The 26,070-nt window shown below is 70.7% G+C and carries 19 protein-coding genes and 1 pseudogene; 13 read left to right on the forward strand and 7 right to left on the reverse strand.

Annotated features, from left to right (window positions below):
- The first annotated feature begins 153 nt into the window (after positions 1 to 153).
- The 4 genes from ACZ5C2_RS15995 (at position 154) to ACZ5C2_RS16010 (ending at position 7,004) form a co-directional block, all read left to right on the forward strand.
- Positions 154 to 1,695, forward strand: coding sequence for a Re/Si-specific NAD(P)(+) transhydrogenase subunit alpha (locus tag ACZ5C2_RS15995; protein ID WP_468790755.1), 1,542 nt, complete (start codon positions 154 to 156; stop codon positions 1,693 to 1,695).
- Positions 1,696 to 1,701: 6 nt separating this feature from the next.
- On the forward strand, positions 1,702 to 3,093 hold the full coding sequence (pntB, locus tag ACZ5C2_RS16000; RefSeq protein ID WP_468790757.1) for a Re/Si-specific NAD(P)(+) transhydrogenase subunit beta: 1,392 nt from the start codon (positions 1,702 to 1,704) through the stop codon (positions 3,091 to 3,093).
- 103 nt (positions 3,094 to 3,196) lie between these two features.
- Positions 3,197 to 5,482, forward strand: a complete 2,286-nt coding sequence (recD2, locus tag ACZ5C2_RS16005; protein ID WP_468790759.1) for an SF1B family DNA helicase RecD2 — start codon at positions 3,197 to 3,199, stop codon at positions 5,480 to 5,482.
- 232 nt (positions 5,483 to 5,714) lie between these two features.
- A complete protein-coding gene (locus ACZ5C2_RS16010) occupies positions 5,715 to 7,004 on the forward strand; it encodes a citrate synthase (protein WP_468790761.1) in 1,290 nt (429 codons plus the stop codon).
- Between the two features lie 638 nt (positions 7,005 to 7,642).
- Here ACZ5C2_RS16010 and ACZ5C2_RS16015 read toward each other — a convergent pair.
- Both ACZ5C2_RS16015 and ACZ5C2_RS16020 read right to left on the reverse strand, forming a co-directional pair.
- Entirely contained in the window at positions 7,643 to 9,910 is a 2,268-nt protein-coding gene (locus tag ACZ5C2_RS16015) for a heavy metal translocating P-type ATPase (RefSeq protein WP_468790763.1), read from the reverse strand.
- Positions 9,911 to 10,046: 136 nt separating this feature from the next.
- Positions 10,047 to 10,286, reverse strand: coding sequence for a heavy-metal-associated domain-containing protein (locus tag ACZ5C2_RS16020; RefSeq protein ID WP_468790765.1), 240 nt, complete (start codon positions 10,284 to 10,286; stop codon positions 10,047 to 10,049).
- A 334-nt stretch (positions 10,287 to 10,620) separates the two neighbouring features.
- Between ACZ5C2_RS16020 and ACZ5C2_RS16025 the strand changes: the two genes are divergently transcribed.
- Complete coding sequence (locus ACZ5C2_RS16025; protein WP_468790767.1) at positions 10,621 to 11,664, forward strand: zinc-dependent alcohol dehydrogenase family protein; 1,044 nt, start codon at positions 10,621 to 10,623, stop codon at positions 11,662 to 11,664.
- A 65-nt stretch (positions 11,665 to 11,729) separates the two neighbouring features.
- Here ACZ5C2_RS16025 and ACZ5C2_RS16030 read toward each other — a convergent pair whose 3' ends face one another.
- Together ACZ5C2_RS16030 and ACZ5C2_RS16035 are read right to left on the reverse strand one after the other, a co-directional pair.
- Positions 11,730 to 11,930: a helix-turn-helix transcriptional regulator gene (locus ACZ5C2_RS16030; RefSeq protein WP_468790769.1), complete on the reverse strand. Its 201-nt coding sequence runs from the start codon at positions 11,928 to 11,930 to the stop codon at positions 11,730 to 11,732.
- 266 nt (positions 11,931 to 12,196) lie between these two features.
- Positions 12,197 to 12,730, reverse strand: coding sequence for a hypothetical protein (locus ACZ5C2_RS16035; protein WP_468790771.1), 534 nt, complete (start codon positions 12,728 to 12,730; stop codon positions 12,197 to 12,199).
- Positions 12,731 to 13,093: 363 nt separating this feature from the next.
- On the opposite strand from ACZ5C2_RS16035, the pseudogene ACZ5C2_RS16040 reads away from it, so the two are divergent.
- A pseudogene (locus tag ACZ5C2_RS16040) lies at positions 13,094 to 13,189 on the forward strand (5-deoxy-glucuronate isomerase); the annotation flags it as partial.
- 197 nt (positions 13,190 to 13,386) lie between these two features.
- Positions 13,387 to 14,889, forward strand: a complete 1,503-nt coding sequence (gene mmsA / locus ACZ5C2_RS16045; RefSeq protein WP_468790773.1) for a CoA-acylating methylmalonate-semialdehyde dehydrogenase — start codon at positions 13,387 to 13,389, stop codon at positions 14,887 to 14,889.
- A 289-nt stretch (positions 14,890 to 15,178) separates the two neighbouring features.
- Here the strand turns inward: mmsA and ACZ5C2_RS16050 are convergent, their stop codons facing one another.
- Together ACZ5C2_RS16050 and ACZ5C2_RS16055 are read right to left on the reverse strand one after the other, a co-directional pair.
- Positions 15,179 to 15,379 (reverse strand): hypothetical protein, encoded by a 201-nt coding sequence (locus tag ACZ5C2_RS16050; RefSeq protein WP_468790775.1) that lies wholly within the window; start codon positions 15,377 to 15,379, stop codon positions 15,179 to 15,181.
- Entirely contained in the window at positions 15,376 to 15,612 is a 237-nt protein-coding gene (locus ACZ5C2_RS16055) for a hypothetical protein (RefSeq protein ID WP_468790777.1), read from the reverse strand. Before ACZ5C2_RS16055 ends, ACZ5C2_RS16050 begins: the two co-directional genes overlap by 4 nt.
- 131 nt (positions 15,613 to 15,743) lie before the next feature.
- On the opposite strand from ACZ5C2_RS16055, the gene ACZ5C2_RS16060 reads away from it, so the two are divergent.
- From ACZ5C2_RS16060 to ACZ5C2_RS16070, 3 genes are all read left to right on the forward strand, one after another.
- A complete protein-coding gene (locus tag ACZ5C2_RS16060; RefSeq protein ID WP_468790779.1) occupies positions 15,744 to 16,574 on the forward strand; it encodes a helix-turn-helix domain-containing protein in 831 nt (276 codons plus the stop codon).
- Positions 16,571 to 16,786 carry a DUF397 domain-containing protein gene (locus ACZ5C2_RS16065; protein WP_468790781.1) on the forward strand — a complete coding sequence of 72 codons (216 nt, stop codon included), beginning with the start codon at positions 16,571 to 16,573 and terminating at the stop codon, positions 16,784 to 16,786. Before ACZ5C2_RS16060 ends, ACZ5C2_RS16065 begins: the two co-directional genes overlap by 4 nt.
- A 397-nt stretch (positions 16,787 to 17,183) precedes the next feature.
- Positions 17,184 to 20,717 carry an nSTAND1 domain-containing NTPase gene (locus ACZ5C2_RS16070; protein ID WP_468790783.1) on the forward strand — a complete coding sequence of 1,178 codons (3,534 nt, stop codon included), beginning with the start codon at positions 17,184 to 17,186 and terminating at the stop codon, positions 20,715 to 20,717.
- On the opposite strand, the gene ACZ5C2_RS16075 is transcribed toward ACZ5C2_RS16070, so the two are convergent.
- Positions 20,718 to 21,017 carry an NIPSNAP family protein gene (locus ACZ5C2_RS16075; protein WP_468790785.1) on the reverse strand — a complete coding sequence of 100 codons (300 nt, stop codon included), beginning with the start codon at positions 21,015 to 21,017 and terminating at the stop codon, positions 20,718 to 20,720.
- A 281-nt stretch (positions 21,018 to 21,298) separates the two neighbouring features.
- Here ACZ5C2_RS16075 and ACZ5C2_RS16080 point away from each other — a divergent pair, with 281 nt between their 5' ends.
- The 3 genes from ACZ5C2_RS16080 to ACZ5C2_RS16090 all read left to right on the forward strand — a co-directional run bounded on the left by ACZ5C2_RS16080 (position 21,299) and on the right by ACZ5C2_RS16090 (position 25,972).
- Positions 21,299 to 23,956, forward strand: a complete 2,658-nt coding sequence (locus ACZ5C2_RS16080; protein WP_468790787.1) for an alpha/beta fold hydrolase — start codon at positions 21,299 to 21,301, stop codon at positions 23,954 to 23,956.
- Complete coding sequence (locus ACZ5C2_RS16085) at positions 23,953 to 24,855, forward strand: ABC transporter permease (protein WP_468790789.1); 903 nt, start codon at positions 23,953 to 23,955, stop codon at positions 24,853 to 24,855. The genes ACZ5C2_RS16080 and ACZ5C2_RS16085 overlap by 4 nt, the downstream gene beginning before the upstream one ends.
- Positions 24,856 to 25,030: 175 nt before the next feature.
- Entirely contained in the window at positions 25,031 to 25,972 is a 942-nt protein-coding gene (locus tag ACZ5C2_RS16090) for a chaplin (RefSeq protein ID WP_468790791.1), read from the forward strand.
- Positions 25,973 to 26,070: the final 98 nt, after the last annotated feature.

Consider the following 26,070-nt stretch of genomic DNA (forward strand, 5'->3'; position numbering starts at 1 on the left):
CAGCGCGCCCTCCTCAGCCGCCTGCCTGCCTGCCCCGCGCGGCCAGTGGTGTGGCACGGCACACGTGTCCCCTGCCCGGTGAACCCGCAATACTTCGATCGCTCGCGCATCTGTACAGCAGTGTCCCTGACTCCCTAGACAAGAGAGCCGAAGATGCTCATCGGAGTGATACGAGAGACCAGGCCCGGAGAGACCCGGGTGGCGGCCACGCCCGCGACGGTCAAGCAGCTGACCGGGCTGGGTTACGGGGTGGTGGTCGAGGCCGGGGCCGGTGAGGGCTCGGGATTCACCGACGAGGCGTACGCCCGGGCCGGCGCCACGATCGGTGGGGCGGCAGAGGCGTGGGGGGCCGACCTGGTCTTCCGGGTGAACGGGCCCGAGCTCTCCGAGGTGGAGCGGCTCAAGGAGGGGGCGACGCTGGTCGCACCCCTGGCCCCGGCGGCCCGCGGCGACCTGCTGTCGGCGCTGGCCGCGCGCAAGATCGACGCCTTCGCGATGGACGTGGTTCCGCGTATCTCCCGGGCCCAGTCGTTGGACATCCTCTCCAGCCAGGCCAACATCGCCGGTTACCGGGCGGTGATCGAGGCGGCGCACCACTTCGGCCGGTTCTTCACCGGGCAGGTGACCGCCGCGGGCAAGGTCCCGCCGGCGAAGGTGCTGGTCGCCGGAGCCGGCGTGGCGGGACTGGCCGCGATCGGCGCCGCCGCCTCCCTGGGGGCGATCGTCCGGGCCACCGACCCGCGGCCGGAGGTCGCCGACCAGGTGAAGTCGCTCGGCGGCACGTATCTGCCCGTGGACGTCGAGGTCGAGCAGTCGACCGACGGGTACGCGAAGGTGACCTCGGAGGCGTACGACAGGCGGGCGGCGGAGATCTACTCCGAGCAGGCCGCCGAGGTGGACATCGTCATCACCACCGCCCTGATCCCGGGGCGGACCGCGCCGCGGCTGATCACGGCCGCCGACGTCGCCTCCATGAAGCGGGGGAGCGTCGTCGTCGACATGGCCGCCGCCCAGGGCGGCAACGTCGAGGGATCGGTCAAGGACGAGGTCGTCGTCACCGACAACGGCGTGACGATCATCGGCTACACCGACCTGCCCGCGCGTCTTCCGGCGCAGTCCTCCCAGCTGTACAGCGCCAACCTGGTCAACCTGATGAAGCTGCTCACGCCGGCCAAGGACGGCCGGGTTGCGCTGGACCTCGAGGACGCCGTGCAGCGCGGGCTGACCGTGGTCCACGACGGTGAGGTGCTCTGGCCGCCGCCACCGGTGCAGGTCTCGGCGGCCCCGGCGGCGGCCGCGTCGGTGAAGGCGCCGGAGAAGAAGGCGGAGAAGAAGGCGGAGAAGAAGCTCTCCCCGGCCGTCAGGACGGCACTGGTCGGCACCGGCGGACTGGCGCTGTTCCTGCTCAACGCGTTCGCACCCTCACAGATCACCCAGCACTTCACCGTGCTGGCGCTGGCGACCGTGGTCGGCTTCTACGTGATCGGGCACGTGCACCACGCGCTGCACACACCGCTGATGTCGGTCACCAACGCCATCTCCGGGATCGTCGTGGTGGGTTCGCTGATGCAGCTGACGGGGTCCGACAACGTGGTGCTGGTGCTCGCCGGCGTCGCCACGCTGCTCGCCTCGATCAACATCTTCGGCGGCTTCGCCGTCACCCGCCGCATGCTCTCGATGTTCCGGAAGGCCTGACACGACATGGACATCCTCTCGGCCTCCGGCGCGGCGTACCTGGTCGCCGCCCTCCTGTTCATCCTGGCGCTGGCCGGCCTCTCCCAGCACGAGAGCGCCGTCCAGGGCTGGGGTTACGGCGTCGCGGGCATGACGCTCGCGCTCGCCGCCACGGTCCTGCAAGTCACCGACGCCGGTTCGGTTACCTCCGTCATCGTCCTCGTGTCCGCGGTCGCGGTCGGCGCGGTCATCGGACTGTGGTGCGCGAGGCGGGTGGAGATGACCGGCATGCCCGAACTGATCGCGCTGCTGCACTCCTTCGTGGGTCTCGCCGCGGTGCTGATCGGCTGGAACGGTCACCTCGACGCCGGCTCGCACGCGGACGGTATCCATCACGCCGAGGTCTTCATCGGCGTGTTCATCGGCGCGGTCACCTTCACCGGCTCGATCGTCGCCTTCCTCAAGCTCTCGGCCCGGATGAAGTCCGCCCCGATGATGCTGCCGGGCAAGAACGCCATCAACGTCGCCGTGCTCGCCGCCTTCGTGATCCTCACGGTGCTGTACGTCATCACTCCCGGGCTCGGGCTGCTGGTCGCGGTGACCGTGCTGGCGCTGGCGCTGGGCTGGCACCTGGTCGCCTCCATCGGCGGCGGTGACATGCCCGTGGTCGTCTCGATGCTCAACAGCTACTCCGGCTGGGCGGCCGCCGCTTCGGGATTCCTGCTGGAGAACGACCTGCTGATCGTCACCGGCGCGCTGGTCGGCTCCTCCGGTGCGTACCTCTCCTACATCATGTGCCGGGCGATGAACCGCTCCTTCCTCTCGGTGATCGCCGGTGGCTTCGGGATCGAGGCCGGTCCGTCCGGCGACCAGGACCACGGCGAGCACCGGGAGATCTCGGCGGAGGACACGGCCGAGCTCCTCCTGTCGGCCTCGTCCGTCGTGATCACCCCCGGCTACGGCATGGCGGTGGCGCAGGCCCAGTACCCGGTCGCGGAACTGACCCGGCTGCTGCACGAGCGGGGCGTCGACGTGCGCTTCGGCATCCACCCGGTCGCCGGCCGCCTGCCCGGTCACATGAACGTGCTGCTGGCCGAGGCGAAGGTGCCGTACGACATCGTCCTGGAGATGGACGAGATCAACGACGACCTCGCCGGCACCGACGTGGTGCTCGTCATCGGCGCCAACGACACCGTCAACCCGGCGGCGACCGACGACCCGGACTCGCCGATCGCCGGGATGCCGGTGCTGCGGGTGTGGGAGGCGGGGAACGTGGTGGTCTTCAAGCGGTCGATGGCCGTGGGCTACGCCGGGGTGCAGAACCCGCTGTTCTTCCGGGAGAACTCCCAGATGCTCTTCGGCGACGCCAAGACCCGGGTCGACGAGATCGTGGGCGCGCTCGCGAGGGTGCCTGCCTGAGCGGGGCGGCAGCCGGCCGGTGCGGTCGTCCCGGGACCGCACCGGCGGCGCCCGCGTGAGCCGGCCGGAGCCTCCTGTCACACCCCACCGGTACCGTCGGATCATGTCCAACCAGCCATCCGCGGCCCCCGGTGAACGCCGGCTCGCCACGCTCGAAGGCGTGCTCGAACGCATCACGTACGCCAACGAGGAGAACGGCTACACCGTCGCCCGGGTCGACACCGGCAGAGGTGCCGGTGATCTGCTCACCGTCGTCGGCGCGCTGCTCGGCGCGCAGGTGGGGGAGTCCGTGCGGATGGAGGGGCGCTGGGGTTCGCACCCGCAGTACGGGAAGCAGTTCCACGTCGAGAACTACACGACCGTGCTGCCGGCCACCGTCCAGGGTATCCGGCGCTATCTCGGGTCCGGCCTGGTCAAGGGCATCGGCCCGGTCTTCGCCGACCGCATCACGCAGCACTTCGGCGTCGACACCCTCACCGTCATCGAGGAGGAGCCCAAGCGCCTCATCGAGGTGCCCGGGCTCGGGCCCAAGCGGACCAAGAAGATCGCCGACGCCTGGGAGGAGCAGAAGGCGATCAAGGAGGTCATGCTCTTCCTCCAGACCGTCGAGGTGTCCACCTCCATCGCCGTGCGCATCTACAAGAAGTACGGCGACGCCTCGATCTCCGTCGTGAAGAACCAGCCGTACCGCCTCGCCTCCGACGTCTGGGGCATCGGATTCCTCACCGCCGACAAGATCGCCCAGTCCGTCGGCATCCCGCACGACAGTCCCGACCGGGTGAAGGCGGGCTTGCAGTACGCGCTGTCGCAGGCCACCGACCAGGGGCACTGCTATCTCCCCGAGGAGAAGCTGATCGCCGACGCGGTGAAGCTGCTGCAAGTCGACACCGGACTGGTCATCGAGTGCCTGGCCGAGCTCGCCGCCGAGCCGGAGGACCCCGGCGAGGATCCCGGCGTCGTGCGCGAGAAGGTGCCGGACCCGCAGGGCGGTGACCCCGTCACCGCCGTCTTCCTCGTGCCCTTTCACCGAGCCGAGGTGGCCCTCTCCGCCCAGCTGTTGCGGCTCCTCCGCACGGACGAGGACCGGATGCCGGTGTTCCGGGACGTGGCCTGGGACAAGGCGCTCGGGTGGCTGAAGGGACGTACCGGCACCGACCTCGCGCCCGAGCAGGAGGCCGCCGTCCGGCTGGCGCTGACCGAGAAGGTCGCCGTCCTCACCGGCGGACCCGGCTGCGGCAAGTCCTTCACGGTCCGCTCGATCGTGGAGCTGGCCCGTGCGAAGAGGGCCAAGGTGGTGCTGGCCGCTCCGACCGGCCGCGCCGCCAAGCGGCTCGCCGAGCTGACCGGTGCCGAGGCCTCCACCGTGCACCGTCTGCTGGAGCTCAAGCCCGGCGGTGACGCCGCCTACGACCGGGAACGGCCGCTGGACGCCGACCTGGTGGTGGTCGACGAGGCGTCCATGCTCGACCTGTTGCTCGCGAACAAGCTGGTCAAGGCCGTGCCGCCGGGCGCCCATCTCCTCTTCGTCGGGGACGTCGACCAACTGCCCAGCGTCGGCGCCGGGGAGGTGCTCAGGGACCTGCTGGCCGAGGGCGGCCCCGTCCCCGCCGTCCGGCTCACCCGGGTCTTCCGTCAGGCCCAGCAGTCCGGCGTGGTGACCAACGCGCACCGGATCAACGCCGGGCAACACCCCGTCACCGACGGCATGAAGGACTTCTTCCTCTTCGTCGAGGACGACACCGAGGAGGCGGGGCGGCTCACCGTGGACGTCGCCGCCCGGCGCATTCCCGCGAAGTTCGGCCTCGACCCGCGCCGTGACGTGCAGGTGCTCGCCCCCATGCACCGGGGGCCGGCCGGTGCGGGCACGCTCAACGGACTGCTCCAGCAGGCCGTCACGCCCGCCCGCCCCGACCTCGCCGAGAAGCGGTTCGGTGGCCGGGTCTTCCGTGTCGGCGACAAGGTCACCCAGATTCGCAACAACTACGAGAAGGGGGAGAACGGTGTCTTCAACGGCACCGTGGGCGTGGTCACCTCGCTCGACCCGGTCGACCAGCGCCTGACCGTGCTGACCGACGAGGACGAGGAGGTGCCGTACGACTTCGACGAGCTGGACGAACTGGCGCACGCCTACGCCGTCACCATCCACCGTTCCCAGGGCAGCGAGTACCCGGCGGTCGTCATCCCGGTGACCACGGGCGCCTGGATGATGCTCCAGCGCAATCTGCTCTACACGGCGGTCACCCGGGCCAAGCAGCTGGTCGTACTCGTCGGCTCCCGCAAGGCGATCGGGCAGGCGGTCCGCACGGTCTCCGCGGGCCGGCGGTGCACGGCCCTGGACTTCCGTCTCGCCGGTTCCGGCCGCCCCGGATCCCGCCTCTCGGAGGGGTGACACAGTCCTGTGAGCGGTCCGTCATCAAAAAATGATCGATCAAATGAGTCATGAAGGTCACAGAGGCCTTCCGGATGCGGAACACAGCAGGCAGGATGGGCAAGTTAGCGGCACTCAGTGCCGCCAATAGGCCCGATGGTCGACCCCGAGTGCACTCTCCTGCGCCGAGTGGGGGATGGTGGAGACAGTCAGGGCACCTCGAAGATGAGGCACTAGGTCGGTGAGGGAAGACGTGAGCGACAACTCTGTAGTACTGCGGTACGGCGGCAACGAGTACACCTACCCGGTGATCGACAGCACCGTCGGCGACAAGGGCTTCGACATCGGGAAGCTCCGGGCCCAGACCGGTCTGGTAACGCTGGACAGCGGCTACGGCAACACCGCGGCCTATAAATCCGGGGTCACCTATCTGGACGGCGAGGCCGGCATTCTCCGGTACCGCGGCTACCCGATCGAGCAGCTGGCCGAGCGCTCCACCTTCCTGGAGGTCGCCTACCTGCTGATCAACGGCGAGTTGCCGACCGTCGACGAACTGTCCGCGTTCAAGGGCGAGGTCACGCAGCACACCCTGCTGCACGAGGACGTCAAGAACTTCTACAAGGGCTTCCCGCGCGACGCGCACCCGATGGCGATGCTGTCCTCGGTGGTCTCCGCGCTGTCGACGTTCTACCAGGACAGCCACAACCCGTTCGACGAGCGCCAGCGCAACCTCTCCACGATCCGGCTGCTCGCCAAGCTTCCGACGATCGCTGCCTACGCGTACAAGAAGTCGATCGGCCACCCGTTCGTCTACCCGCGCAACGACCTCGGTTACGTCGAGAATTTCCTGCGCATGACCTTCTCGGTGCCCGCCCAGGACTACGAGCCCGACCCGGTCGTCGTGGCCGCCCTGGAGAAGCTGCTCATCCTGCACGCGGACCACGAGCAGAACTGCTCCACCTCCACCGTGCGCCTGGTCGGCTCCTCGCAGGCGAACATGTTCGCCTCGATCTCCGCGGGCATCTCCGCCCTGTGGGGTCCGCTGCACGGTGGCGCCAACCAGTCGGTGCTGGAGATGCTCGAGGGCATCAAGGCCGACGGCGGCGACGTCGACTCCTTCATCCGCAAGGTGAAGAACAAGGAGGACGGCGTCCGGCTGATGGGCTTCGGCCACCGGGTCTACAAGAACTTCGACCCCCGCGCCAAGATCATCAAGGCCGCCGCGCACGATGTGCTGTCCGCTCTCGGCAAGTCCGACGAGCTGCTGGACATCGCGCTGAAGCTGGAGGAGCACGCGCTCTCCGACGACTACTTCGTCTCGCGCAGCCTCTACCCGAACGTCGACTTCTACACCGGTCTGATCTACCGGGCCATGGGCTTCCCGACCGAGATGTTCACGGTCCTGTTCGCCCTCGGCCGCCTCCCGGGCTGGATCGCGCAGTGGCACGAGATGATCAAGGAGCCGGGCTCCCGCATCGGCCGTCCGCGCCAGATCTACACGGGCGTCGTCGAGCGCGACTTCGTCCCGGCCGAGGAGCGCTGACCCCCGTTTCGAGCCGCGCACGCACCGCGTAGGCATCGGGCCCCGTACACGCTGGTCGTGTGCGGGGCCCGATCGTTGCGGAGACGAGGGTGGAGCGCGACGCCACACGGGATGCCACGGTCGGCTCGCGTACGGAAAAGGCGCCCCGGCCGCCGGTCCCCCCACGGGCCGACGTACCAGGGCGCCTTCCCATGTCCCGGTGCGGATTCCCCCCACGGGATCCGGCCGGGCGCCTGTGAGAACAGCGCCTGAATCGCTGTATGAGTGCGGACGGACCTGAACCCGGCGCACTCGTCGCTCTGCGGTCTGCCGGGACAACGCACGTTCGGGAGGGCCGCTCAAAGCTCCCCGCTGGCACGTGCCCCGGCAACGCAATCTCTGGGAAAGTCCCCCAAGACGTCCCCAGCTGCCAGGAAGCGCCCCCCAAGACGCTGCCCGACATCGACAACTTAGACCTTCGAACCCCTTCGATGGTTACGTTCAGATCACTGTGATCTGCGTCTCTTGCGAATCTCCCCAAGCTGCGCAAGAGCCCGCAAACCGCTCACGGGACTCAAGCGTAAGGAAGATGCGCGAGCCTTGTGAAGAGCTTATGTGAGGGTCGTACCGGACTCCAGGGGTACGGCCCTCTTGAGTCCTCAATGAAATGCCCGGAGCCGCAGGCTGTTCGTCACCACGAACACCGAGGAGAAGGCCATGGCGGCACCGGCGATCATCGGGTTCAGCAGCCCCGCCGCGGCCAGCGGGAGCGCGGCGACGTTGTAGCCGAACGCCCAGACGAGATTACCCTTGATGGTGGACAGGGTCCGGCGCGACAGCCGTATCGCGTCCGCCGCCACCCGCAGGTCCCCGCGGACCAGGGTCAGGTCGCCGGCCTCGATCGCCGCGTCCGTGCCGGTGCCCATGGCGAGACCCAGATCAGCGACAGCCAGCGCGGCCGCGTCGTTGACGCCGTCGCCGACCATGGCGACGCTGCGCCCTTCGCTCTGCAACCGCCGTACGACCTCGGCCTTGTCCTCGGGCAGCACCTCGGCGAACACCTGGTCGACGTCGATGCCCACGGCCCGCGCGACCGCCTCGGCCACCGCCTGGTTGTCACCGGTCAGCAGGACCGGCGTGAGCCCGAGCGCGCGCAGGTCGCGCACCGCCTCGGCGCTGGTCTCCTTCACGGTGTCGGCGACCGCGAGGACACCGCGTGCCACCCCGTCCCAGCCGGCCACCACGGCCGTACGCCCGGCACGCTCGGCCTCGTCCTTCGCCCGGGCCAGGGCCGGCGGCAGTTCCCCGAAGAGTCCGGGGAGCCGCCCCACGGCCACCTCGTGGCCCTCCACACGCCCGCGCACGCCCCGCCCGGGGACGTTCTCGAAGTGCTCGGCCTCCGGCAGGGCACCGGCGCTCCTCATCTCGGCGCCCGCCGCGATCGCCCGGGCGACGGGGTGCTCGGAGGCGTGCTCCAGGGCGCCCGCGAGCCGCAGCAGCAGCCGCTCGTCCGTGCCCTCGGCGACGTACACCTCCTGGAGGGACATCCGCCCGGTGGTGACGGTGCCGGTCTTGTCCAGGACGACGGTGTCGACGCGGCGGGTGGACTCCAGGACCTCGGGGCCCTTGATCAGGATGCCGAGCTGGGCGCCGCGCCCGGTGCCGACCATCAGCGCGGTCGGCGTGGCGAGCCCGAGGGCGCAGGGGCAGGCGATGATCAGGACGGCGACGGCGGCGGTGAACGCGGCGACGGTGTCGCCGGTGGAGCCGAGCCACGCGCCGAAGGTGGCGACCGCGATCAGCAGCACCACGGGGACGAAGATGCCGGAGATCCGGTCGGCGAGGCGCTGTACCTGGGCCTTGCCGTTCTGCGCCTCCTCCACCATCCGCGCCATCCGCGCGAGCTGGGTGTCGGCGCCGATCCGGGTGGCCTCGACGACGAGCCGGCCGCCCGCGTTGACCGTGGCGCCGGTGACGGTGTCGCCGACGGTGACGTCCACCGGAACGGACTCGCCGGTCAGCATGGACGCGTCCACGGCGGAGAAGCCCTCGAGGACCGTACCGTCGGTGGCGATCTTCTCCCCGGGGCGCACGACGAACCGGTCGCCCACGGCCAGCAGGTCCGCCGCGATCCGCACCTCCCGCCCGTCGCGGAGTACCGCCACGTCCTTGGCGCCCAGCTCCATCAGCGCCCGCAGGGCCGCTCCCGCACGGCGCTTGGAGCGGGCCTCCAGGTAGCGGCCGAGCAGGAGGAACGCGGTGACGCCTGCGGCGACCTCCAGGTAGATCGTGGAGGCGCCGTCGGCGCGCGAGACGGTGAGTTCGAAGGGGTGCCGCATGCCGGGCATGCCCGCGTCGCCGAGGAACAGCGCCCACAGGGACCAGCCGAACGCGGCGAGCGTGCCGACGGAGACCAGTGTGTCCATGGTGGCCGCGCCGTGCCGGAGGTTGGTCCAGGCGGCCCGGTGGAAGGGAGCGGCGCCCCAGACCACGACGGGAGCGGCGAGGGTGAGGGAGAGCCACTGCCAGTTGTCGAACTGCAGGGGCGGGATCATCGCCAGGAGGATGACCGGGAGGGCGAGGAGCGCGGAGACGGTCAGACGGCGGCGCAGGGCGGCGAGTTCCGGGTCGGCCTGGGCGGCGGAGCTCTGGTCCTTCTCGTCCTGTGGGGGCGCGGGTTCCTCGGCGGTGTAGCCGGTCCGCACCACCGTGGTGATCAGGTCGGCGACCTCGATGCCCGGCGGGTAGGTGATCCGGGCCTTCTCCGTCGCGTAGTTCACCGTGGCGGTGACGCCGTCCATGCGGTTGAGCTTCTTCTCGACGCGGGCCGCGCAGGAGGCGCAGGTCATACCGCCGATGAGCAGTTCGACCTCCGAGGCCGCCGGCCGCTCGGCGGCCGGTGCCTCGGCGGCGGTGGTGCTGGTCATGTCCGTACTCCAGGGACGTCCGGGATTCCGGGTGCGGGTGGTGTGCCGGGCCGCAGGACGGGGTGGCCGATACGGCCCGGTTCACGCCGCGTGGGTGGGGCCCCGGTTCAGGCAGGCCTCATGGGTGGGTCCCGGTTCAGGCCGTGCCGGCCAGCTCGTAGCCGGCCTCGTCGACGGCCGCTCGCACGGCCGCCTCGTCGAGCGGGGCCGCGGAGACCACGGTCACCTCGCCGGAGGAGGCGACGGCCGTCACCGAGCTGACACCGGGGATCGCGGAGATCTCGCCGGAGACGGCGCCCTCGCAGTGCCCGCAGGTCATCCCGCTCACCTTGTAGACGGTGGTGACGGAACCCTGGGTGTCGGTCTGGGAGGTCATGTTCGTTACTCCTCGTCGGGGCGTAGGGGATATGAGGCGTGGCGGGGTCCACACGGGCCACGGGGGACCGTGTGGTCTCGCGCTACACCCAGACTATACCCCTAGGGGGTATAAATCCACGAGGGGTGGGCCGGGTGGGCGGACGCGTACGTCCTTCAGGCTCCCGACCGTACGCCTCGCGCCCGGCGTCCTCGCGAGCGAGGACGGGTCGGGCAGGCCGCCGCCTGCCCTGTCCGTGCCTCCGGCGGCGGGGCGGAAGCGGGGCCGCGACAAGGCGGCTGCCCGGGGATAGCGTTCCGCCGGAAGAGATGATCACCGGAAGGCGGGACCAGTCATGCGGGCGGTGGTGTTCGAGCGGTACGGGGAACCGGCCGAGGTACGGGAGGTCGCGGACCCGGAGCCCGCGGAGCACGGAGTCGTGGTCCGCGTCGAGGCCACCGGCCTGTGCCGCAGCGACTGGCACGGCTGGCAGGGCCACGACCCGGACATCACGCTCCCGCACGTCCCCGGCCATGAACTCGCCGGAGTCGTCGAAGCGGTCGGCGCGAGGGTCACGGACTGGAACGCCGGGGACCGGGTCACCGTCCCGTTCGTCTGCGCCTGCGGTTCCTGCCCGGCCTGCGCGGCCGGCGACCAGCAGGTGTGCGAGCGGCAGACCCAGCCCGGCTTCACCCACTGGGGCTCCTTCGCGCACTACGTGGCCCTGGACCACGCGGACGTGAACCTCGTCGCGATCCCCGGCGGGATGTCCTTCGCGACGGCCGCCTCGCTCGGCTGCCGTTTCGCCACGGCCCACCGGGCGGTGGTCCAGCAGGGCCGGGTGGCGGCGGGGGAGTGGGTCGCCGTGCACGGCTGCGGCGGGGTGGGCCTGTCGGCGGTGATGATCGCGGCGGCCGCGGGCGCCAGGGTCGTCGCCGTCGACGTGTCACCGGGGGCCCTCGGGCTGGCGCGGCGGTTCGGTGCGGCGCAATGCGTGGACGCGTCGGCGGTGCGGGACCCGGCCGAGGCGGTCCGTGACCTCACCGGCGGCGGAGCCCACCTCTCTCTCGACGCCCTCGGCGCACCCGCCACCTGCGCAGCCTCGGTCCATGGCCTGCGCCGCCGGGGCCGCCATGTCCAGGTCGGCCTGCTGCCCTCACCTTCGGGCACCACGCCCGTTCCCATGGCCCGCGCCATCGCCCTGGAACTCGAACTCCTCGGCAGCCACGGCATGGCCGCGCACGCCTACCCGCCGATGCTGGAACTGGTCCGCGCGGGGGTGCTCCGCCCCGACCTGCTGGTGACGTCCACGATCGGCCTGGACGCGGCCCCCGTGGCTCTGGCGGCCCTGGGGACGGCTCCGGGCGCCGGCGTCACCGTCATCGAGCCGTGGAGCTGAGCGCCGGTCACACGGCTGTGCCCCGCCGCGGGGGCGGGGCACAGCCGCTCTTCATCTTCCCCGGGTCAGCCGTCTCTGCGGCCCCGGTTGCCCGGACGGGCGGCGACCCAGGTGCGGACGGTGTCCGCGTACCAGTAGGGCTTGCCGCCCTCCACATGGTCGGGCGGGGGCAGCAGGCCGTGCTTGCGGTAGGAACGTACGGTGTCCGGCTGCACCTTGATGTGTGCCGCGATGTCCTTGTAGGACCACAGCCGTCGGTCGGTCATGGCTTTGCACCTCCCCGCGCGCACCGCGGCGGCGGCCGGGGGTGGCCGTCATGGGGAGCCGGGTGCCGCGCTGGTGATCAGGCATGCGTTGTGCCCGGTCAACGAGGCCGGCCGACGGCAGGGCAGGGGCTGTGTACCGGGTGTGACGGAAGGCCCGCGCAGGTGTGACACCTGTGACAGCACGGGAGCTTTTGTGACAGGAGCGACACACAGGCGTACTCCGGCTCACCGGCGGGGCGCGTTGACTCGCACGCCGCCACGTGTCCTCACGCGGTGAGGGACTGCCCTACCAGTGCCCTCAGTTCGTCCGCGGACTCCGGTGCCAGCCGGTAAATGCCGTGCACGCTCACCGCGCTGCGCAGTTCGCCGTCCACCACGTGCTTGATCCCCCGCTCGCCCCGCCGTGACCGGTAGGTGAGCCGGGCCAGGAGGCCGGGCGGGACCGGGCGTTCGAAGGTGAGCGGGCTGCCGGGCGGCCCGACGACGACCTCGGTGACACAGCCGGCCTTCAGCGGCTTCCAGTGGACGAGCCGGAGATAGTCCTCCGTCGCCAGGTCCTCGCCCGCGGTCTCGTAGTCGAGGACGCGCCCCACCTCCATCGCTCCGAGCACCCACAGCCGCCGGCGGAAGACCCGGACCGGGTGGATCACGTCGCCCGGGCACACTCCGGCGCGTACGAAGCTCGGCAGCGACTGGTGCGGCCCGCCGAACATCACGGTCAGGCGCTCGCCCGTGAAGCCCTCGCGGGCAAGGGCCTCGCACAGGTCATTGGTCCACAGGGTGGTGTACGCGTTCGGCATGGCACCGCACGGTAGCCGCGGCCACTGACAACGGGGCCCGTAAACGCGCGGGCGGACACGATTAGGTTCTCGTCCGAATGTCCGGACAAAACATTGACAGGGCTTCATACCCCGGCTAGAAACCCTGGAGAGCCGAACAGCCGCTGCACCGCAGCACCGCAGACCGTATGTGCCGACGAGCCGTACGAAGGGACGACCGCGATGGCGCACGACCTGATCACCATGGGGTGGACCGGAGTGGACCGCTGTCCGCTCCGGACGGGCGTACCGCTGCCGCGGGTGGACTTCGGTGTCGGCGACCGCTGGGCCGCCCCCGCCCCCACCGGGCCGTACGTCCCCCCGGGTGTCTCCGCCGGCACCCCACCGATCGCCTCCGGCGCGGGAGACCGCCTCGCTTTGGCAGGAGCGAAGTGCGAGCGACGACTCCCCGCCCGCCGCGGCCCCGCGCCGGAGGTCCCGTACCCATCCCATGTGTCCACCCCCGGACCCGAACGGCCGACACTGTGTCGGGCCCGTCCGAGGCCCCGGAACTGGTGGGATGGACGCATGGCCGGGGCCGCGGCACCCACGTCCGCGGCCGACGCCCGTGAGCGGTACGAGCTGTACGAACGGCACGTCTCCACCCGACGCCGCCATCTGCGAAGGAGTTCTCGGTCATGACGAAGATCGTCAACCACTGGATCGGCGGCAAGACCGCCGAAGGCGCCTCGGGGAACCACGGGCCGGTGACCGACCCGGCGACCGGCGAGGTCACCACCAAGGTCGCGTTCGCCTCCGTGGAGGAGGTCGACGCCGCGGTCGCCGCCGCCAAGGAGGCGTACCTGAGCTGGAGCCAGTCCTCGCTGGCCACCCGCACCTCGGTCATGTTCAAGTTCCGCGCGCTGCTCGACGCCCATCGTGACGAGATCGCCGAGCTGATCACCGCCGAGCACGGCAAGGTGCACTCCGACGCCCTCGGCGAGGTCGCGCGCGGCCTGGAGACCGTCGACCTGGCCTGCGGGATCAGCGTCCAGCTCAAGGGGGAGCTGTCGACACAGGTCGCCACCCGCGTCGACGTGTCGTCGATCCGCCAGCCGCTGGGCGTGGTCGCGGGCATCACGCCGTTCAACTTCCCGGCGATGGTGCCGCTGTGGATGTTCCCGCTCGCCATCGCCTGCGGCAACACGTTCGTACTGAAGCCGTCCGAGAAGGACCCGTCCGCCTCGGTCCGCCTCGCCGAGCTGCTGTCGGAGGCGGGACTGCCCGACGGCGTGTTCAACGTCGTCCACGGCGACAAGGTGGCCGTCGACCGCCTCCTGGAGCACCCCGACGTCAAGGCCGTCTCCTTCGTCGGCTCCACCCCGATCGCCCGCTACATCCACACCACCGCCTCCGCGAACGGCAAGCGCGTCCAGGCCCTCGGCGGCGCCAAGAACCACATGCTGGTGCTGCCCGACGCCGACCTCGACGCGGCGGCCGACGCGGCCGTCTCCGCGGCCTACGGCTCGGCCGGTGAGCGCTGCATGGCGATCTCCGCGGTCGTCGCCGTCGGCGCGATCGGTGACACGCTGGTGGAGAAGATCCGCGAGCGCGCCGAGAAGATCAAGATCGGCCCCGGCAACGACCCGACCTCCGAGATGGGCCCGCTGATCACCGCGGCGCACCGCGACAAGGTCGCGTCGTACGTCACGGGCGCGGCGGGCGAAGGCGCCGAAGTCGTCCTGGACGGCACCGGCTACACGGTGGACGGCCACGAGAACGGCCACTGGATCGGCATCTCCCTCCTCGACAAGGTCCCGACGTCCGCGGCGGCCTACCAGGACGAGATCTTCGGCCCCGTCCTCTGCGTCCTGCGCACGGAGACCTACGAGGAGGCCCTGGACCTCATCAACGCCTCCCCGTACGGCAACGGCACCGCGATCTTCACCCGCGACGGCGGCGCCGCACGCCGCTTCCAGATGGAGGTCGAGGCCGGCATGGTCGGCGTGAACGTCCCGATCCCGGTCCCCGTCGGCTACCACTCCTTCGGCGGCTGGAAGGACTCCCTCTTCGGCGCCCACCACATCTACGGCAACGACGGCACGCACTTCTACACCCGGGGCAAGGTCGTCACCACCCGCTGGCCCGACCCGGCCGACGCCCCGGCCGGCGTCGACCTGGGCTTCCCCCGCAACCACTGAGGCCCTCTCACCCCTCACCCCACCCGGTCGGGACCGCCCGCACCCTCACGGTCCCGGCCAACCGCCCGCAACCGCTCCGGGGGCACAGTCCACTCCCGTCCTCCACCGACAGGACGCACGAACGCGGTCTGACGCGGACGCTGATCCCCTCGCCAGGGAGGCATGTACGCGGTGACGTCCTGGAGTACCCCGACCCGCCCCGAATCCAGGTCCTCCACCAGCTCACCGCGCGGGATCTCATCCGTACCACGCGGCGGCGCAAGCCAGTCCACGTCCGACGACCGCCCGATCACCGCGGGCCGTCCCGCCAGCTGCTCCAGTGGTTGAGTTCCCGAAGCCGCTTGCTCAGCGTCCGCGCGGAGGGCGGTGACGCCACATCATCCGGTCGCCGCTGCTCACTGTCGCGTACCAGCTCGTCCCTCAGACAGGTCAGCACCCGCAACATCAACAGCCACTCCTCGGCGGAGAGCGGCCGTGTCCCCTCGCTCACCGCGTCCTTCCGGCGGCGCCCCGCAGTACGGCCGCGAGCTTGCGGGCGGTTGCGAGGTTGCAGCGCCCCAGGTCGATCAGCGGCTCCGCGTAGCACACCGCGACCATGGGGACGTCCAGCGCCAGCGAGGGCAACGTGACCCCGGCACCGGCCAGCGCCGCTCCCAACTCCTCCCGCACGGCCTCCGCCTGCTGAATCCCGTCCATCACTGTTTCGAGTTCCTTGTCCGTCATTTGCCTACTCCGGTCATCCGTCACGTGCTGCACTCAAAGCGTCATGCTGAGCGGGGTGACGTGACCAGGGCTGACGCGTTGCCGCCCCACACGGCAGCGGAGGCGGCACGAGGGACCGAGGAGCGGGGCGGATGACCGTACGGCCGGAGCAACAGGACACCAACGAGGACTCCGCCCGCGGTGCGCTGGGCAGCACCCTGCGCTACCTCCGTGAAAAGGCCGGTAAGTCCCTGAGCCAACTCGCCGACGACACCAACTACGACAAGAGCTACCTGTACCGCCTGGAAGCCGCCGAACGCATCTCCAAGCGGCCGGTCATGGAGGACCTGGACGCGTACTACGAGACCGGGGACCTCCTGGTACGGCTGTGGAAGCTGGCGCGGATGGAGGTGTTCAAGGACCAGTACAAGGCCTTCATGCGCCTTGAGTCCACGGCCAACGTGATGCACATGTACACGCCGGTCATTCCCGGACTGTTCCAGACCGAGGGATTCGCACGTGTGCTGTTGTCCCTCTGGCCGACACCGATCGACGAGGAGGAATTGGAGGAGCAGGTCGTTGCCCGTCTCGGTCGGCAGGAGTTGTTGCACAAGAAGCCCCAGCCGACTGTCCGCGCGATCATCGACGAGGCGGCGCTACGACGTGCACCGGCCGATCCCAAGATCTGGGAAGACCAGTTGACCCACCTCGTCTTCTCCGCTGGACAGCCGTCGATCACTGTCCAGGTGCTGCCTTTCAGTGTGGGCGTGCAGCCAGTTCCCGACGGCGCGCTCTCTCTGTTGTGGCAGCCGGACGGCAGCTCCGTCGCCTATCTGGAGGGCAGCGCATCGGGTGAACTGATCGAAGAATCGGATGACTTCCTCAAGTATCGCTTGGCCTACGATCAGATCCGAGACGCGGCGCTGACGCCGCTGGAATCGGTGACGTTCATCGAGCGCATCCTGGAGGAACACCGATCATGAACCGCACCCCCGATCTCGGCACCGTGACGTGGCGCAAGTCGAGCTACAGCGACGGGGGCCAGAACAACTGCGTCGAGGTCGCCGACGGCCTCCCCGCCGTTGTCCCCGTCCGTGACAGCAAGACCCCGCACGGTCCCGTTGTCCGCTTCCCCGCCACCGTTTGGACGGCCTTCCTCGACACCCTCAAGGGCCCTGATCACCCGACGGCCTGATACGTAGCCGCTGGCCCAGGGATCATCCCCGCGTCGGCGGAGAAGATCGACCCATTACGAGCTTGTCATCCCGGACGGGGTCCTCCCCGCCGACGGGGGTGTTCCGATCGCCACCGACGCGAGTGTCGATCTGTCGCCGTCCTCCCCGCCAATGTGGGGGTGCCTCGTGGATGACCGCGGTTTCGGCGGCGGTGCCGTGTAAGGCCTGTTCTGGCCGGATCCAACCCGCACCGTTGATCGCTTCTCGGCCGCCCCGGAAGATGGTCACGAGCCCTCCTGTCCGTGGTGAGGGCCGAGGAAACGTGGAACCGGCTCCGAGGCCGGCGGATCGGGGGCAGGGAGTGTCGGCGGGCAGGGGCGCGGTTGTGAGTGGCGCCGGATGAGGCACCGGATGCAGGTGCTGCTCCAGATTATGCTGGCGGTGGTTGCCTGTTTACTCGGGATCACAACCAACTACGCCACCAGTACGGACGACGCGCCGTGGGCGCTCGAGGTCATCCAGCGGTTCTCGGTCCCGGCGATCGGGCTGCTGGTGGTGGCCATGGTGGTCGGGCAGGTCGTGGTGTACCGACTGGAGAATCCCGCGCCGCCGCAAGCCGACTGGCCGCGTGACCGGGTGCCGTATCCGGGGCTGGACGCGTACGACGAGGACGAGGCGGCTGTCTACTTCGGCCGCGAGGCCCAGGCCGTTGAGCTGACGCGCAGGCTGCATGCCACCGAGACGCGGCCCGCAGACCGGTTGTTGCTGCTGGCCGGAGCGTCCGGCAGTGGGAAGTCCTCACTCGTGCGGGCTGGAGTCCTGCCCCGGTTACGAGAGCGGCGATGGACTGTGATTCCGCCCTTCTCACCCGGCCCGAACCCTCTCGGCGCTCTCGCCGCGTCGCTTGCGACTGCCGCCGGAGAGCGGGAGGCAGCCAGCTCTGTACTGCGGCGGCTCCGCCAAGGGCCTGACGCCCTGCGGGCCGAGTTGACCCGGCTGCGCGGAGGACGGTTCCGACGGATACTCCTCGTCGTCGACCAGTTCGAGGAACTCGTCACTCTCGGGGGCGAGCGGGAACGAGCCTATTTTCTTGATAGCTTGCGTGGCTGTCTGGAGCAAGACCCGTCGGTCCGGGTGCTGGCCACGCTTCGCGTGGACCTCCTGGGGAGGTTCCTCGGGACAGGGCACGCCGAGCTTTTCCAACACCCCATCGCCATCGGCACGCTGGGCCGGGCGCAGCTCGCCGAGGTGGTGGAGGCCCCCGGTGCTCTGGTGGGCCTCACCTTCGCACCCGGCGTGGTCGACACCATCGTGAACGAGACGGGCACTGACGACGCTCTTCCACTGCTCGCCTACCTCCTCCAGGAGTTGTACTTCACATCCGGCCCCGGCGGAACGGTCACCGAGGAGCTGTACCAGCGGCTCGGCGGCGTCCCGGGGGCCCTGGCGCGGCAGGCCGACAACACCGTGGCCGGTCTGGGTACGGGCGACACCATCGAGTTCGTGCTGCGCGTGCTGCTGAAGTTCGTCACCGTGGAGGGGCAGGAGGTCGCCCGCCGCCATGTGCCGCTGTCGGACCTCACCGACCGGGAGCGGCAGGTGGTGGACGCGTTCATCGACGCCCGGCTGCTGCGGTCCGATGTACGCGGGGACCCGGCCACCGGCCCCGAGGCGTACGCGCAGGTGACGCACGAGGCGCTGTTCCGGCAGTGGGCGCCGCTGCGGCAGGAGGTGGAGGCGCGGGCCGAGCGGTTGCGGGAGCGTGCGGAACTGGAGCGGTGGGCCGAGGACTGGGAGCGGTCCAGGCGCAGCGCCGACTATCTCCTCACCGGGGAACGACTCACTGTGGCCCAGCGCTGGCTCGAAGCCCTGGACGAGGCCGGGCAGGCCTCAGCGCCGGCCCAGGCACTCGTAGAGGCTTCGCAGCGTCGGGACCTCGCCTTCCTGAGTCGGGTCTCCGACAGCATCGGCCGACAGGTTCTCAGCAGTGCGGAGACCGAGCCCGAGCGCGCCCTGCTCCTGTCGCTGGCCGCGCTCGGCGAGTGCACGCCGACTCCCTCGGCGCGGAGGGGCCTGATGACCGCACTGGCCGCCAGCCATCCTCGTACCCGGCTCGACGGGCACACGGACACGGTCCGCGATGTCGCCTGGTCGCCGGACGGGCGGCTGCTGGCAACGGCCTCCAGGGACGGTACGGCCCGGATCTACGACGCCCGGTCGGGACGCCCCCTGCTTGTCCTGCCGTCCGACGGCGTGATGGTCGAGTCCGTGGCCTGGTCCCCCGACTCGGCCCAGGTGGCCACTGCGGGGCGGGATCGCGTCGTACGGGTCTGGGATGCCGTCTCAGGGGATCCCGTACGGCTGCTGACGGGAGCCGGAGACATCGGAAGGCAGGTGGCCTGGTCGCCCGACGGGGTGCACATCGCGGCCACGTTCAAGGACCACGTGGTACGCGTCTGGGAGGCTCTGACCGGTCGGCTCGTGCACGAACTGCGCGGGCACGACGACGACGTCTGGGGGGTTGCCTGGTCGCCGGGCAGCGGCCTTCTCGCCACTGCCTCCCACGACCAGACGGTGATCGTGTGGGACCGGACGACAGGGACGGCCACCGTGACCCTGACCGGGCACACGGACTTCGTGGAAGGCATCGCATGGTCCCCGGACGGGCGCCGCGTCGCGACCGGCTCCGGTGACCACACCGCCCGCATCTGGGACGCGCGGACGGGCGAGCTCCGACTTCTGCTGCGTGGGCACACCGATTACGTGTGGAACGTGTCCTGGTCGCCGGACGGCCGGATGCTCGCCTCCGCTTCCTCCGACCGGACCGTACGCATCGTCAATGCCGAGGACGTGAGGGTCCTGGCGGTACTGCGCGGTCACGCGGACACCGTGTGGGGGGTGACCTGGTCTCCCACCGGTACGCAGCTCGCCACCGGTTCGACCGACGGCACCGGGATCGTGTGGGACCTGCGTCCGCACGGCGCCGAGTCCACACTCGTCAACGGGCACGACGGTCCGGTGAACGACGTGGCGTGGTCCGGGGACGACATCCGCGTCGTCACGGCCTCAGACGACGGCACGGCCCGAGTCTGGGACGCGGGAACCGGCGTGTCCGCCGGGCCCGTCGTCCGCCTGGACGACCGGGTGTGGAGTGTGGCCTGCTCGCCGCATGGGGACCGGCTCGCACTCAGCACCAACGACGGGCTCTTCCGGGTCGCGGACGGCACGGGCGGCACGCTTTTCGAGCAGCGCCGGGAAGTCGTCGAAGGATGCGCCTGGTCCCCGGACGGCCGAAGGATCGCGACCGGCGGACACGACGGCGCCGTACGCGTGCTGTCGGCGCTGGACGGGACCGAACTGATGAAGTTCGAGGAACATCAGGACTGGGTGGGCCGTGTGTCCTGGTCACCGAGCGGACGGCTGCTCGCCAGCTGCTCCGACGACCGGACCTGCCGACTCTGGGACACCAGCGACAGCCGACAGCTCACCGTCCTGCGCGGCCACGACAACTATGTGGAGGACGCCGCTTGGTCCCCAGATGACGCCCGGGTTGCCACGGCGTCCGGGGACTGGACGGCCGCCGTGTGGGATGTGGGCACGGGGCGTCGCATCGACATCTTGAAAGGGCACGAGGGGCGGGTCCGTGCCGTCGCCTGGTCGCCTGACGGCAGGTACGTCGCCACCGGGTCCGACGACCGCACCGTACGGGTGTGGTCCGCGGACACTTTCGAGGAGGTCGGCGTCGTCGGTGTCCATCAAGGCAAGGTGACCTCGGTGGTGTGGTCCCGCGACAGCACGCGGCTGCTCACCGGGTCCGCCGACGGGACGGCCCGGGTGTGGCCGGCGGAGCCGGACTACGACCGGCTGGAGGCGGTAGCGCGGGCGCGGGTCTTCCGTACGCTCACCGAAGAGGAACGGCGGCTGCACATGCTGCCGCTCGGCCGGCCGTGATCAGTAGACCTGCTCGACCGTGCAGTCGCCGGTGTGGACGAGGTAGTCGTCCGGGTTCAGGTTCATCGCCTTGCGCTCGGGTGACGACCAGTACAGCGCGTTGCGCTCCTGGAAGGTCTCGGGACCGTCGTAGGAGATCAGCCACACGAACTGGTTGCGCTCCCGGTCCACCCACGCACCGCCGATCGTGAAGCCCAGCTTCAGCCGCAGCGGCACGATCTCCTGTCGCCAGCGCTCGGCCCACTCGTCGAGCATGCCGTCACGGACGGTGTACGTACGCAGTTGCGTGGTCCTGGGCATCTTGGACATCCCTTGTGTTGGCCATCGTGACACAGCCTAGATAGATCAGTGGCCGTAGCAGGGGTGTTCTCCGAGACAATTCTCGTCCGCGGACGGGACCGTACGAGCCCCGGAGCTGTCTCCTCCGGAGCCGGTATCTCCCCCCGCGGCTTGCGAGGCGCGGATACGGGCGCGTACCACGAACGCGGTACGCGGCAGCGGTGCCGTACGCCGCTGGGAGGTCTCCCGGTTCGGTCTCCGGTCGACAACCCGGTGACAGGTTCACCCCGTACCGTTGACGCATGGATCTTCGACTGCCCGGATCGCGGTGGATGCGGTCACGGCGGCCGCGACGGGTCATCGCCGCCGCGGCTGCCGTCGTCGTGCTCGCCGGTGCCGGTACCTGGACCGCCGTCGCCTCCGGCGACGCGCCCTCGGTACGCCGTGCCGACCGGGTCATGGCCATGGAGGGCGGGGTGCGGATCGACACCTCGTACTTCACGTCCGGAGCCGATGGCCGTCGGCCCGCCGTCCTGCTGGGGCACGGCTTCGGCGGCAGTAAGGAGGACGTGCGGGAGCAGGCCGAGGACCTCGCGCGGGAGGGGTACGCCGTCCTCACCTGGTCCGCGCGCGGCTTCGGGAAGTCGACGGGGAAGATCGGGCTGAACGACCCCGAGGGAGAGGTCGCCGATGTCTCCCGGCTGATCGACTGGCTCGCGGACCGGCCCGAGGTGCGGCTGGACAAGGACGGTGACCCGCGGGTCGGGATGGCGGGCGGCTCGTACGGCGGTGCCATCGCCCTCCTCGGCGCCGGGTACGACGACCGGGTCGACGCCGTCGCCCCGGCGATCACCTACTTCGACCTTGCCGACGCCCTGTTCCCGGGCGGCGTGTTCAAGAGGCTGTGGGCCGGCATCTTCGTCAACTCCGGCGGTGGCTGCGAGCAGTTCGAGCCCGCGCTGTGCGCGATGTACGAGCGGGTCGCCGAGTCGGGCGTCCCGGACGCCGAGGCACGCGAACTCCTTGAGGCACGCTCGCCGTCCGCCGTCGCCGGCCGCATCGACGTGCCCACCCTCCTGCTGCAGGGCCAGTCGGACTCCCTCTTTCCGCTCGGCCAGGCCGACGCGGCCGCGCAGGCGATCCGCGCCAACGGCGCCCCGGTCGACGTCGACTGGATCGCGGGCGGACACGACGGCGGCGACCCGGAGACGAGCCGTGTGGAGCAGCGCGTACGCGCCTGGTTCGACCGCCACCTGAAGGACGACAAGGGCGCCGACACCGGCCCTGCCTTCCGCGTCACCCGCACCGGAGGCGTCGACTCCACCGACGGCCAGGCCGTGCTGAACGGCGCGAGCGCCGACAGCTACCCAGGGCTGGCGGGCGGTGGCCGGTCCGTTGCGCTCACCGGACGCGAGGAGCAGAGCTTCGACAACCCGGCCGGCGCCAGCCCGCCCGCCGTCTCCGCGCTGCCCGGCCTCGGCGGCTCCGGCGGGCTCGCCCAGCTGTCCACGCTGGGCGTCGGCATCTCCCTTGACTTCCCCGGCCAGCACGCCCGCTTCGAGTCCGCCCCGGTCGGCAGTGATCTGCGCATCACCGGATCACCGACCGTCACCGTGCACGTCGAGTCGACGAGCGACGACGCCGTCCTGTTCGGCAAGGTGTACGACGTCGGCCCGGACGGGCGGCAGCAGGTGCTGCCGTCGCAGCTGGTCACCCCCGTCCGCGTCGAGGACGCCAAGGCTGGCAAGGACGTGACCCTCACGCTCCCCGCCGTCGACCACGAGGTCCAGAAGGGCCACCGGCTGCGCCTGGTCCTCGCCTCCACCGACCTCGGCTACGCCTCCCCGGCCGCTCCGGCGACGTACACTGTCTCCCTGAAGAGCGACCTCACCGTGCCCACGGCGCCGGGTGTGTCCACCGCCGCCGCCCCGCTGCCCGCCTGGGTGGTGTGGCTGCCGGCCGCCGGTGCGCTGATCGCGCTGGCGCTGCTGCTGACCGGGCGTCGGCGCACCACCGCCCCGGCCCCGGACCCCGGACTCGCCGGCGTTCCGCTTCAGATCACCGGCCTGAGCAAGCGGTACTCCCGCTCCTCCGACCGGTACGCCGTGCGGGACCTGTCGTTCCGTGTGGAGAAGGGACAGGTGCTCGGTCTCCTCGGCCCGAACGGCGCGGGCAAGACGACCACCCTGCGCATGCTGATGGGGCTCATCGGGCCCGACGGCGGTGAGATCCGCGTCTTCGGCCACGCCATCCGCCCCGGCGCACCGGTGCTCTCCCGGGTCGGCGCCTTCGTCGAGGGCGCGGGCTTCCTGCCGCATCTGTCCGGCCGGGAGAACCTGGAACTGTACTGGCGGGCCACCGGTCGCCCGCCGCAGGACGCCCACCTGGACGAGGCCCTCAAGATCGCCGGTCTCGGGGACGCCCTCGCCCGCGCGGTGCGCACCTACTCCCAGGGCATGCGGCAACGCCTCGCCATCGCCCAGGCCATGCTCGGCCTTCCGGACCTGCTGATCCTCGACGAGCCGACCAACGGTCTCGACCCGCCGCAGATCCGCGAGATGCGCGAGGTGATGATCCGGTACGCGGCCGCCGGGCGCACGGTGATCGTCTCCAGCCATCTGCTGGCGGAGGTCGAACAGTCCTGCACCCATCTCGTGGTCATGGACCGCGGGCGGCTGGTGCAGGCGGGCCCGGTGCACGAGATCATCGGCTCCGGCGACACCCTGCTCGTCGGCACCCGGGAGCCCGTGGACGAGCCGGTCGCCGAGAAGATCGCCGCGCTGCCGGGCGTCGCCTCGGCCGTCCGCACCGACGAGGGGCTGCTGGTCCGGCTGGACGCCGACGGCACCGCCCCGCGCCTGATCGCCGAACTGGTCCGGCTGGAGGTGCCCGTGGCGTCGGTGGGCCCGCACCGCCGCCTCGAAGACGCCTTCCTCACCCTGATCGGAGGTTCCGCATGAGCACGCTCACCGAGCGGAACGAGCCCGCCGCTCCGGCGGGACCGGCAGCCGGGCCCGCCGAGGTCGCCGACGGCTACCGCGCGGGCCGCACCCTGCCCCTGCGGGTGGAGCTGGCCCGCCAGCTGAAGCGCCGCCGCACCTACGTCATGGGCGCGATCCTCGCCCTCCTGCCGTTCGTACTGGTGGTCGCCTTCGCCATCGGCGGTGAGCCGGACCGTCCGGGCGGCCGGGTGAACCTGATGGACACGGCCACCGCGTCCGGTGCCAACTTCGCCGCCGTGAACCTGTTCGTGTCGGCGGGCTTCCTGCTCGTCATCCCCGTCGCCCTGTTCTGCGGCGACACGGTCGCCTCGGAGGCCGGCTGGTCCTCCCTGCGCTATCTGCTCGCCGCGCCCGTCCCCCGGATGCGGCTGCTGTGGTCCAAGCTGGTCGTCGGGCTGGGGCTGAGCCTCGCCGCGATGGTGCTGCTGCCGGTGGTGGCGCTCGCCGTCGGCACGGCCGCCTACGGCTGGGGGCCGCTCCACATTCCCACCGGCGGCGCGCTGGACCCGGGGACGGCGGCGCAGCGGCTCGTCGTGGTCGTGGCGTACCTCTTCGTGTCGCAGCTGGTCACCGCGGGGCTCGCGTTCTGGCTGTCCACCCGCACCGACGCCCCGCTGGGCGCCGTCGGAGGGGCGGTGGGCCTGACCATCGTGGGCAATGTGCTGGACGCCGTCACCGCCCTCGGTGACTGGCGTCACTTCCTGCCCGCGCACTGGCAGTTCGCCTGGGCGGACGCCGTCCAGCCGACCCCGGAGTGGTCCGGAATGATCCAGGGTGCGGCGGTCTCCGTGACGTACGCGCTCGTGCTGTTCGCACTGGCGTTCCGCGGGTTCGTGCGTAAGGACGTGGTGTCGTGACGGTGCGGGACGTGGCGTCGTGATTTCCCGGCCCGCGCGTCCGTAGTGCGGGCCAACCGGGTGAACCTGCGCAACCGATTCCGTCGAGTCGGGTTGATGAAGAAGTAGGCCATGCGGCAGCGGAGGGCCAGAACGCGTGGCCGCTCCCGATTCTTCAAGCAGGAAGACAACCACATTGCGACAGACCCTGAGCAGGGGAGTGTTCGCGGCGGCCGCAGCCGCCACGGGCATTCTGTCCCTGTACGGAACCCCCGCCCTCGCCGACTCGCACGCGGCGGGCGGTGCCGAGGACTCTCCCGGTGTGCTGTCCGGGAACAACGTGCAGGCACCGGTCCACGTACCGGTGAACGCATGCGGCAACGCCGTCACCGCGGTCGGGGCGTTGAACGAGGCATCCGACAACACGTGCGTCAACGGTTCCGGCGCGTCCGAGGGCGACAAGCACGGTGACGCCGGTCACGGCGCGCACGCGGTGGGCGGCACCAAGGGCTCGCCCGGTGTGCTGTCCGGAAACAACGTGCAGGCACCGGTCCATGCTCCGGTGAACGCCTGCGGCAACAGCGTCAACGGTGCCGCGGCGCTCAACGGGGCGACGGACAACACCTGTGCCAACCTCTCCGACGGCGGCCACGACGCGAAGAAGTCCGCGGACCGTTCGGTGGACCACTCGCACCAGGAGTCCATGTCCGGCACCTCGCACAGTGAGTCCGGTGGCGCGCATGCGGTGGGCGCCGCCAACGGCTCGCCCGGTGTGCTGTCCGGCAACGTCATCCAGGCGCCCGTCGACCTGTCGCTGAACGCCTGCGGCAACAGCGTCAACCTCGTCGGCCTGTTCAACGACGCGAGCGGCAACACCTGCGTCAATGAGACGGGTCACGAGGAGGAGGAGAAGGAGAAGGAGAAGGAGAAGCCGGAGCCTCCCGCCAAGGTCAAAACGCCTCCCACGTGGGACGAGGAGCCGCCCGCCGTGGGGGAGCCCGGCTACCCGCCGCACCTGGCGGAGACCGGTAGTGACGGCCTGCTGGCCGCCTCGGCCACCGGTGCCGTGCTGCTCACGGGCGGGGCGCTGCTGTACCGCCGCGGCCGGGTCGGCTCGCGCCGTCAGGGGATGTCGTAACGACACCTCCAGCCGCCGACGGGTGCCGGAACCGCCCTGCCCTGCCCGGCACCCCTTCGACGAAGCGTCCCCCGGACCGAGCGGTCCGGGGGACGCTT

The sequence above is a fragment of the Streptomyces sp. NPDC031365 genome (genome assembly GCF_055569765.1).

Bases quoted from the DNA above. Each gene is read 5' to 3' on its own strand.
- ACZ5C2_RS16060 (WP_468790779.1), top strand. From the start codon at position 15,744: ATGACCGTACGGCCGGAGCAACAGGACACCAACGAGGACTCCGCCCGC.
- ACZ5C2_RS16025 (WP_468790767.1), top strand. From the start codon at position 10,621: ATGCGGGCGGTGGTGTTCGAGCGGTACGGGGAACCGGCCGAGGTACGG.
- recD2 (WP_468790759.1), top strand. From the start codon at position 3,197: ATGTCCAACCAGCCATCCGCGGCCCCCGGTGAACGCCGGCTCGCCACG.
- ACZ5C2_RS16065 (WP_468790781.1), top strand. From the start codon at position 16,571: ATGAACCGCACCCCCGATCTCGGCACCGTGACGTGGCGCAAGTCGAGC.
- ACZ5C2_RS16075 (WP_468790785.1), bottom strand. From the start codon at position 21,017: ATGCCCAGGACCACGCAACTGCGTACGTACACCGTCCGTGACGGCATG.
- ACZ5C2_RS16055 (WP_468790777.1), bottom strand. From the start codon at position 15,612: ATGACGGACAAGGAACTCGAAACAGTGATGGACGGGATTCAGCAGGCG.
- ACZ5C2_RS16035 (WP_468790771.1), bottom strand. From the start codon at position 12,730: ATGCCGAACGCGTACACCACCCTGTGGACCAATGACCTGTGCGAGGCC.
- pntB (WP_468790757.1), top strand. From the start codon at position 1,702: ATGGACATCCTCTCGGCCTCCGGCGCGGCGTACCTGGTCGCCGCCCTC.
- ACZ5C2_RS16015 (WP_468790763.1), bottom strand. From the start codon at position 9,910: ATGACCAGCACCACCGCCGCCGAGGCACCGGCCGCCGAGCGGCCGGCG.
- ACZ5C2_RS16020 (WP_468790765.1), bottom strand. From the start codon at position 10,286: ATGACCTCCCAGACCGACACCCAGGGTTCCGTCACCACCGTCTACAAG.
- ACZ5C2_RS15995 (WP_468790755.1), top strand. From the start codon at position 154: ATGCTCATCGGAGTGATACGAGAGACCAGGCCCGGAGAGACCCGGGTG.
- ACZ5C2_RS16085 (WP_468790789.1), top strand. From the start codon at position 23,953: ATGAGCACGCTCACCGAGCGGAACGAGCCCGCCGCTCCGGCGGGACCG.
- ACZ5C2_RS16080 (WP_468790787.1), top strand. From the start codon at position 21,299: ATGGATCTTCGACTGCCCGGATCGCGGTGGATGCGGTCACGGCGGCCG.
- mmsA (WP_468790773.1), top strand. From the start codon at position 13,387: ATGACGAAGATCGTCAACCACTGGATCGGCGGCAAGACCGCCGAAGGC.
- ACZ5C2_RS16030 (WP_468790769.1), bottom strand. From the start codon at position 11,930: ATGACCGACCGACGGCTGTGGTCCTACAAGGACATCGCGGCACACATC.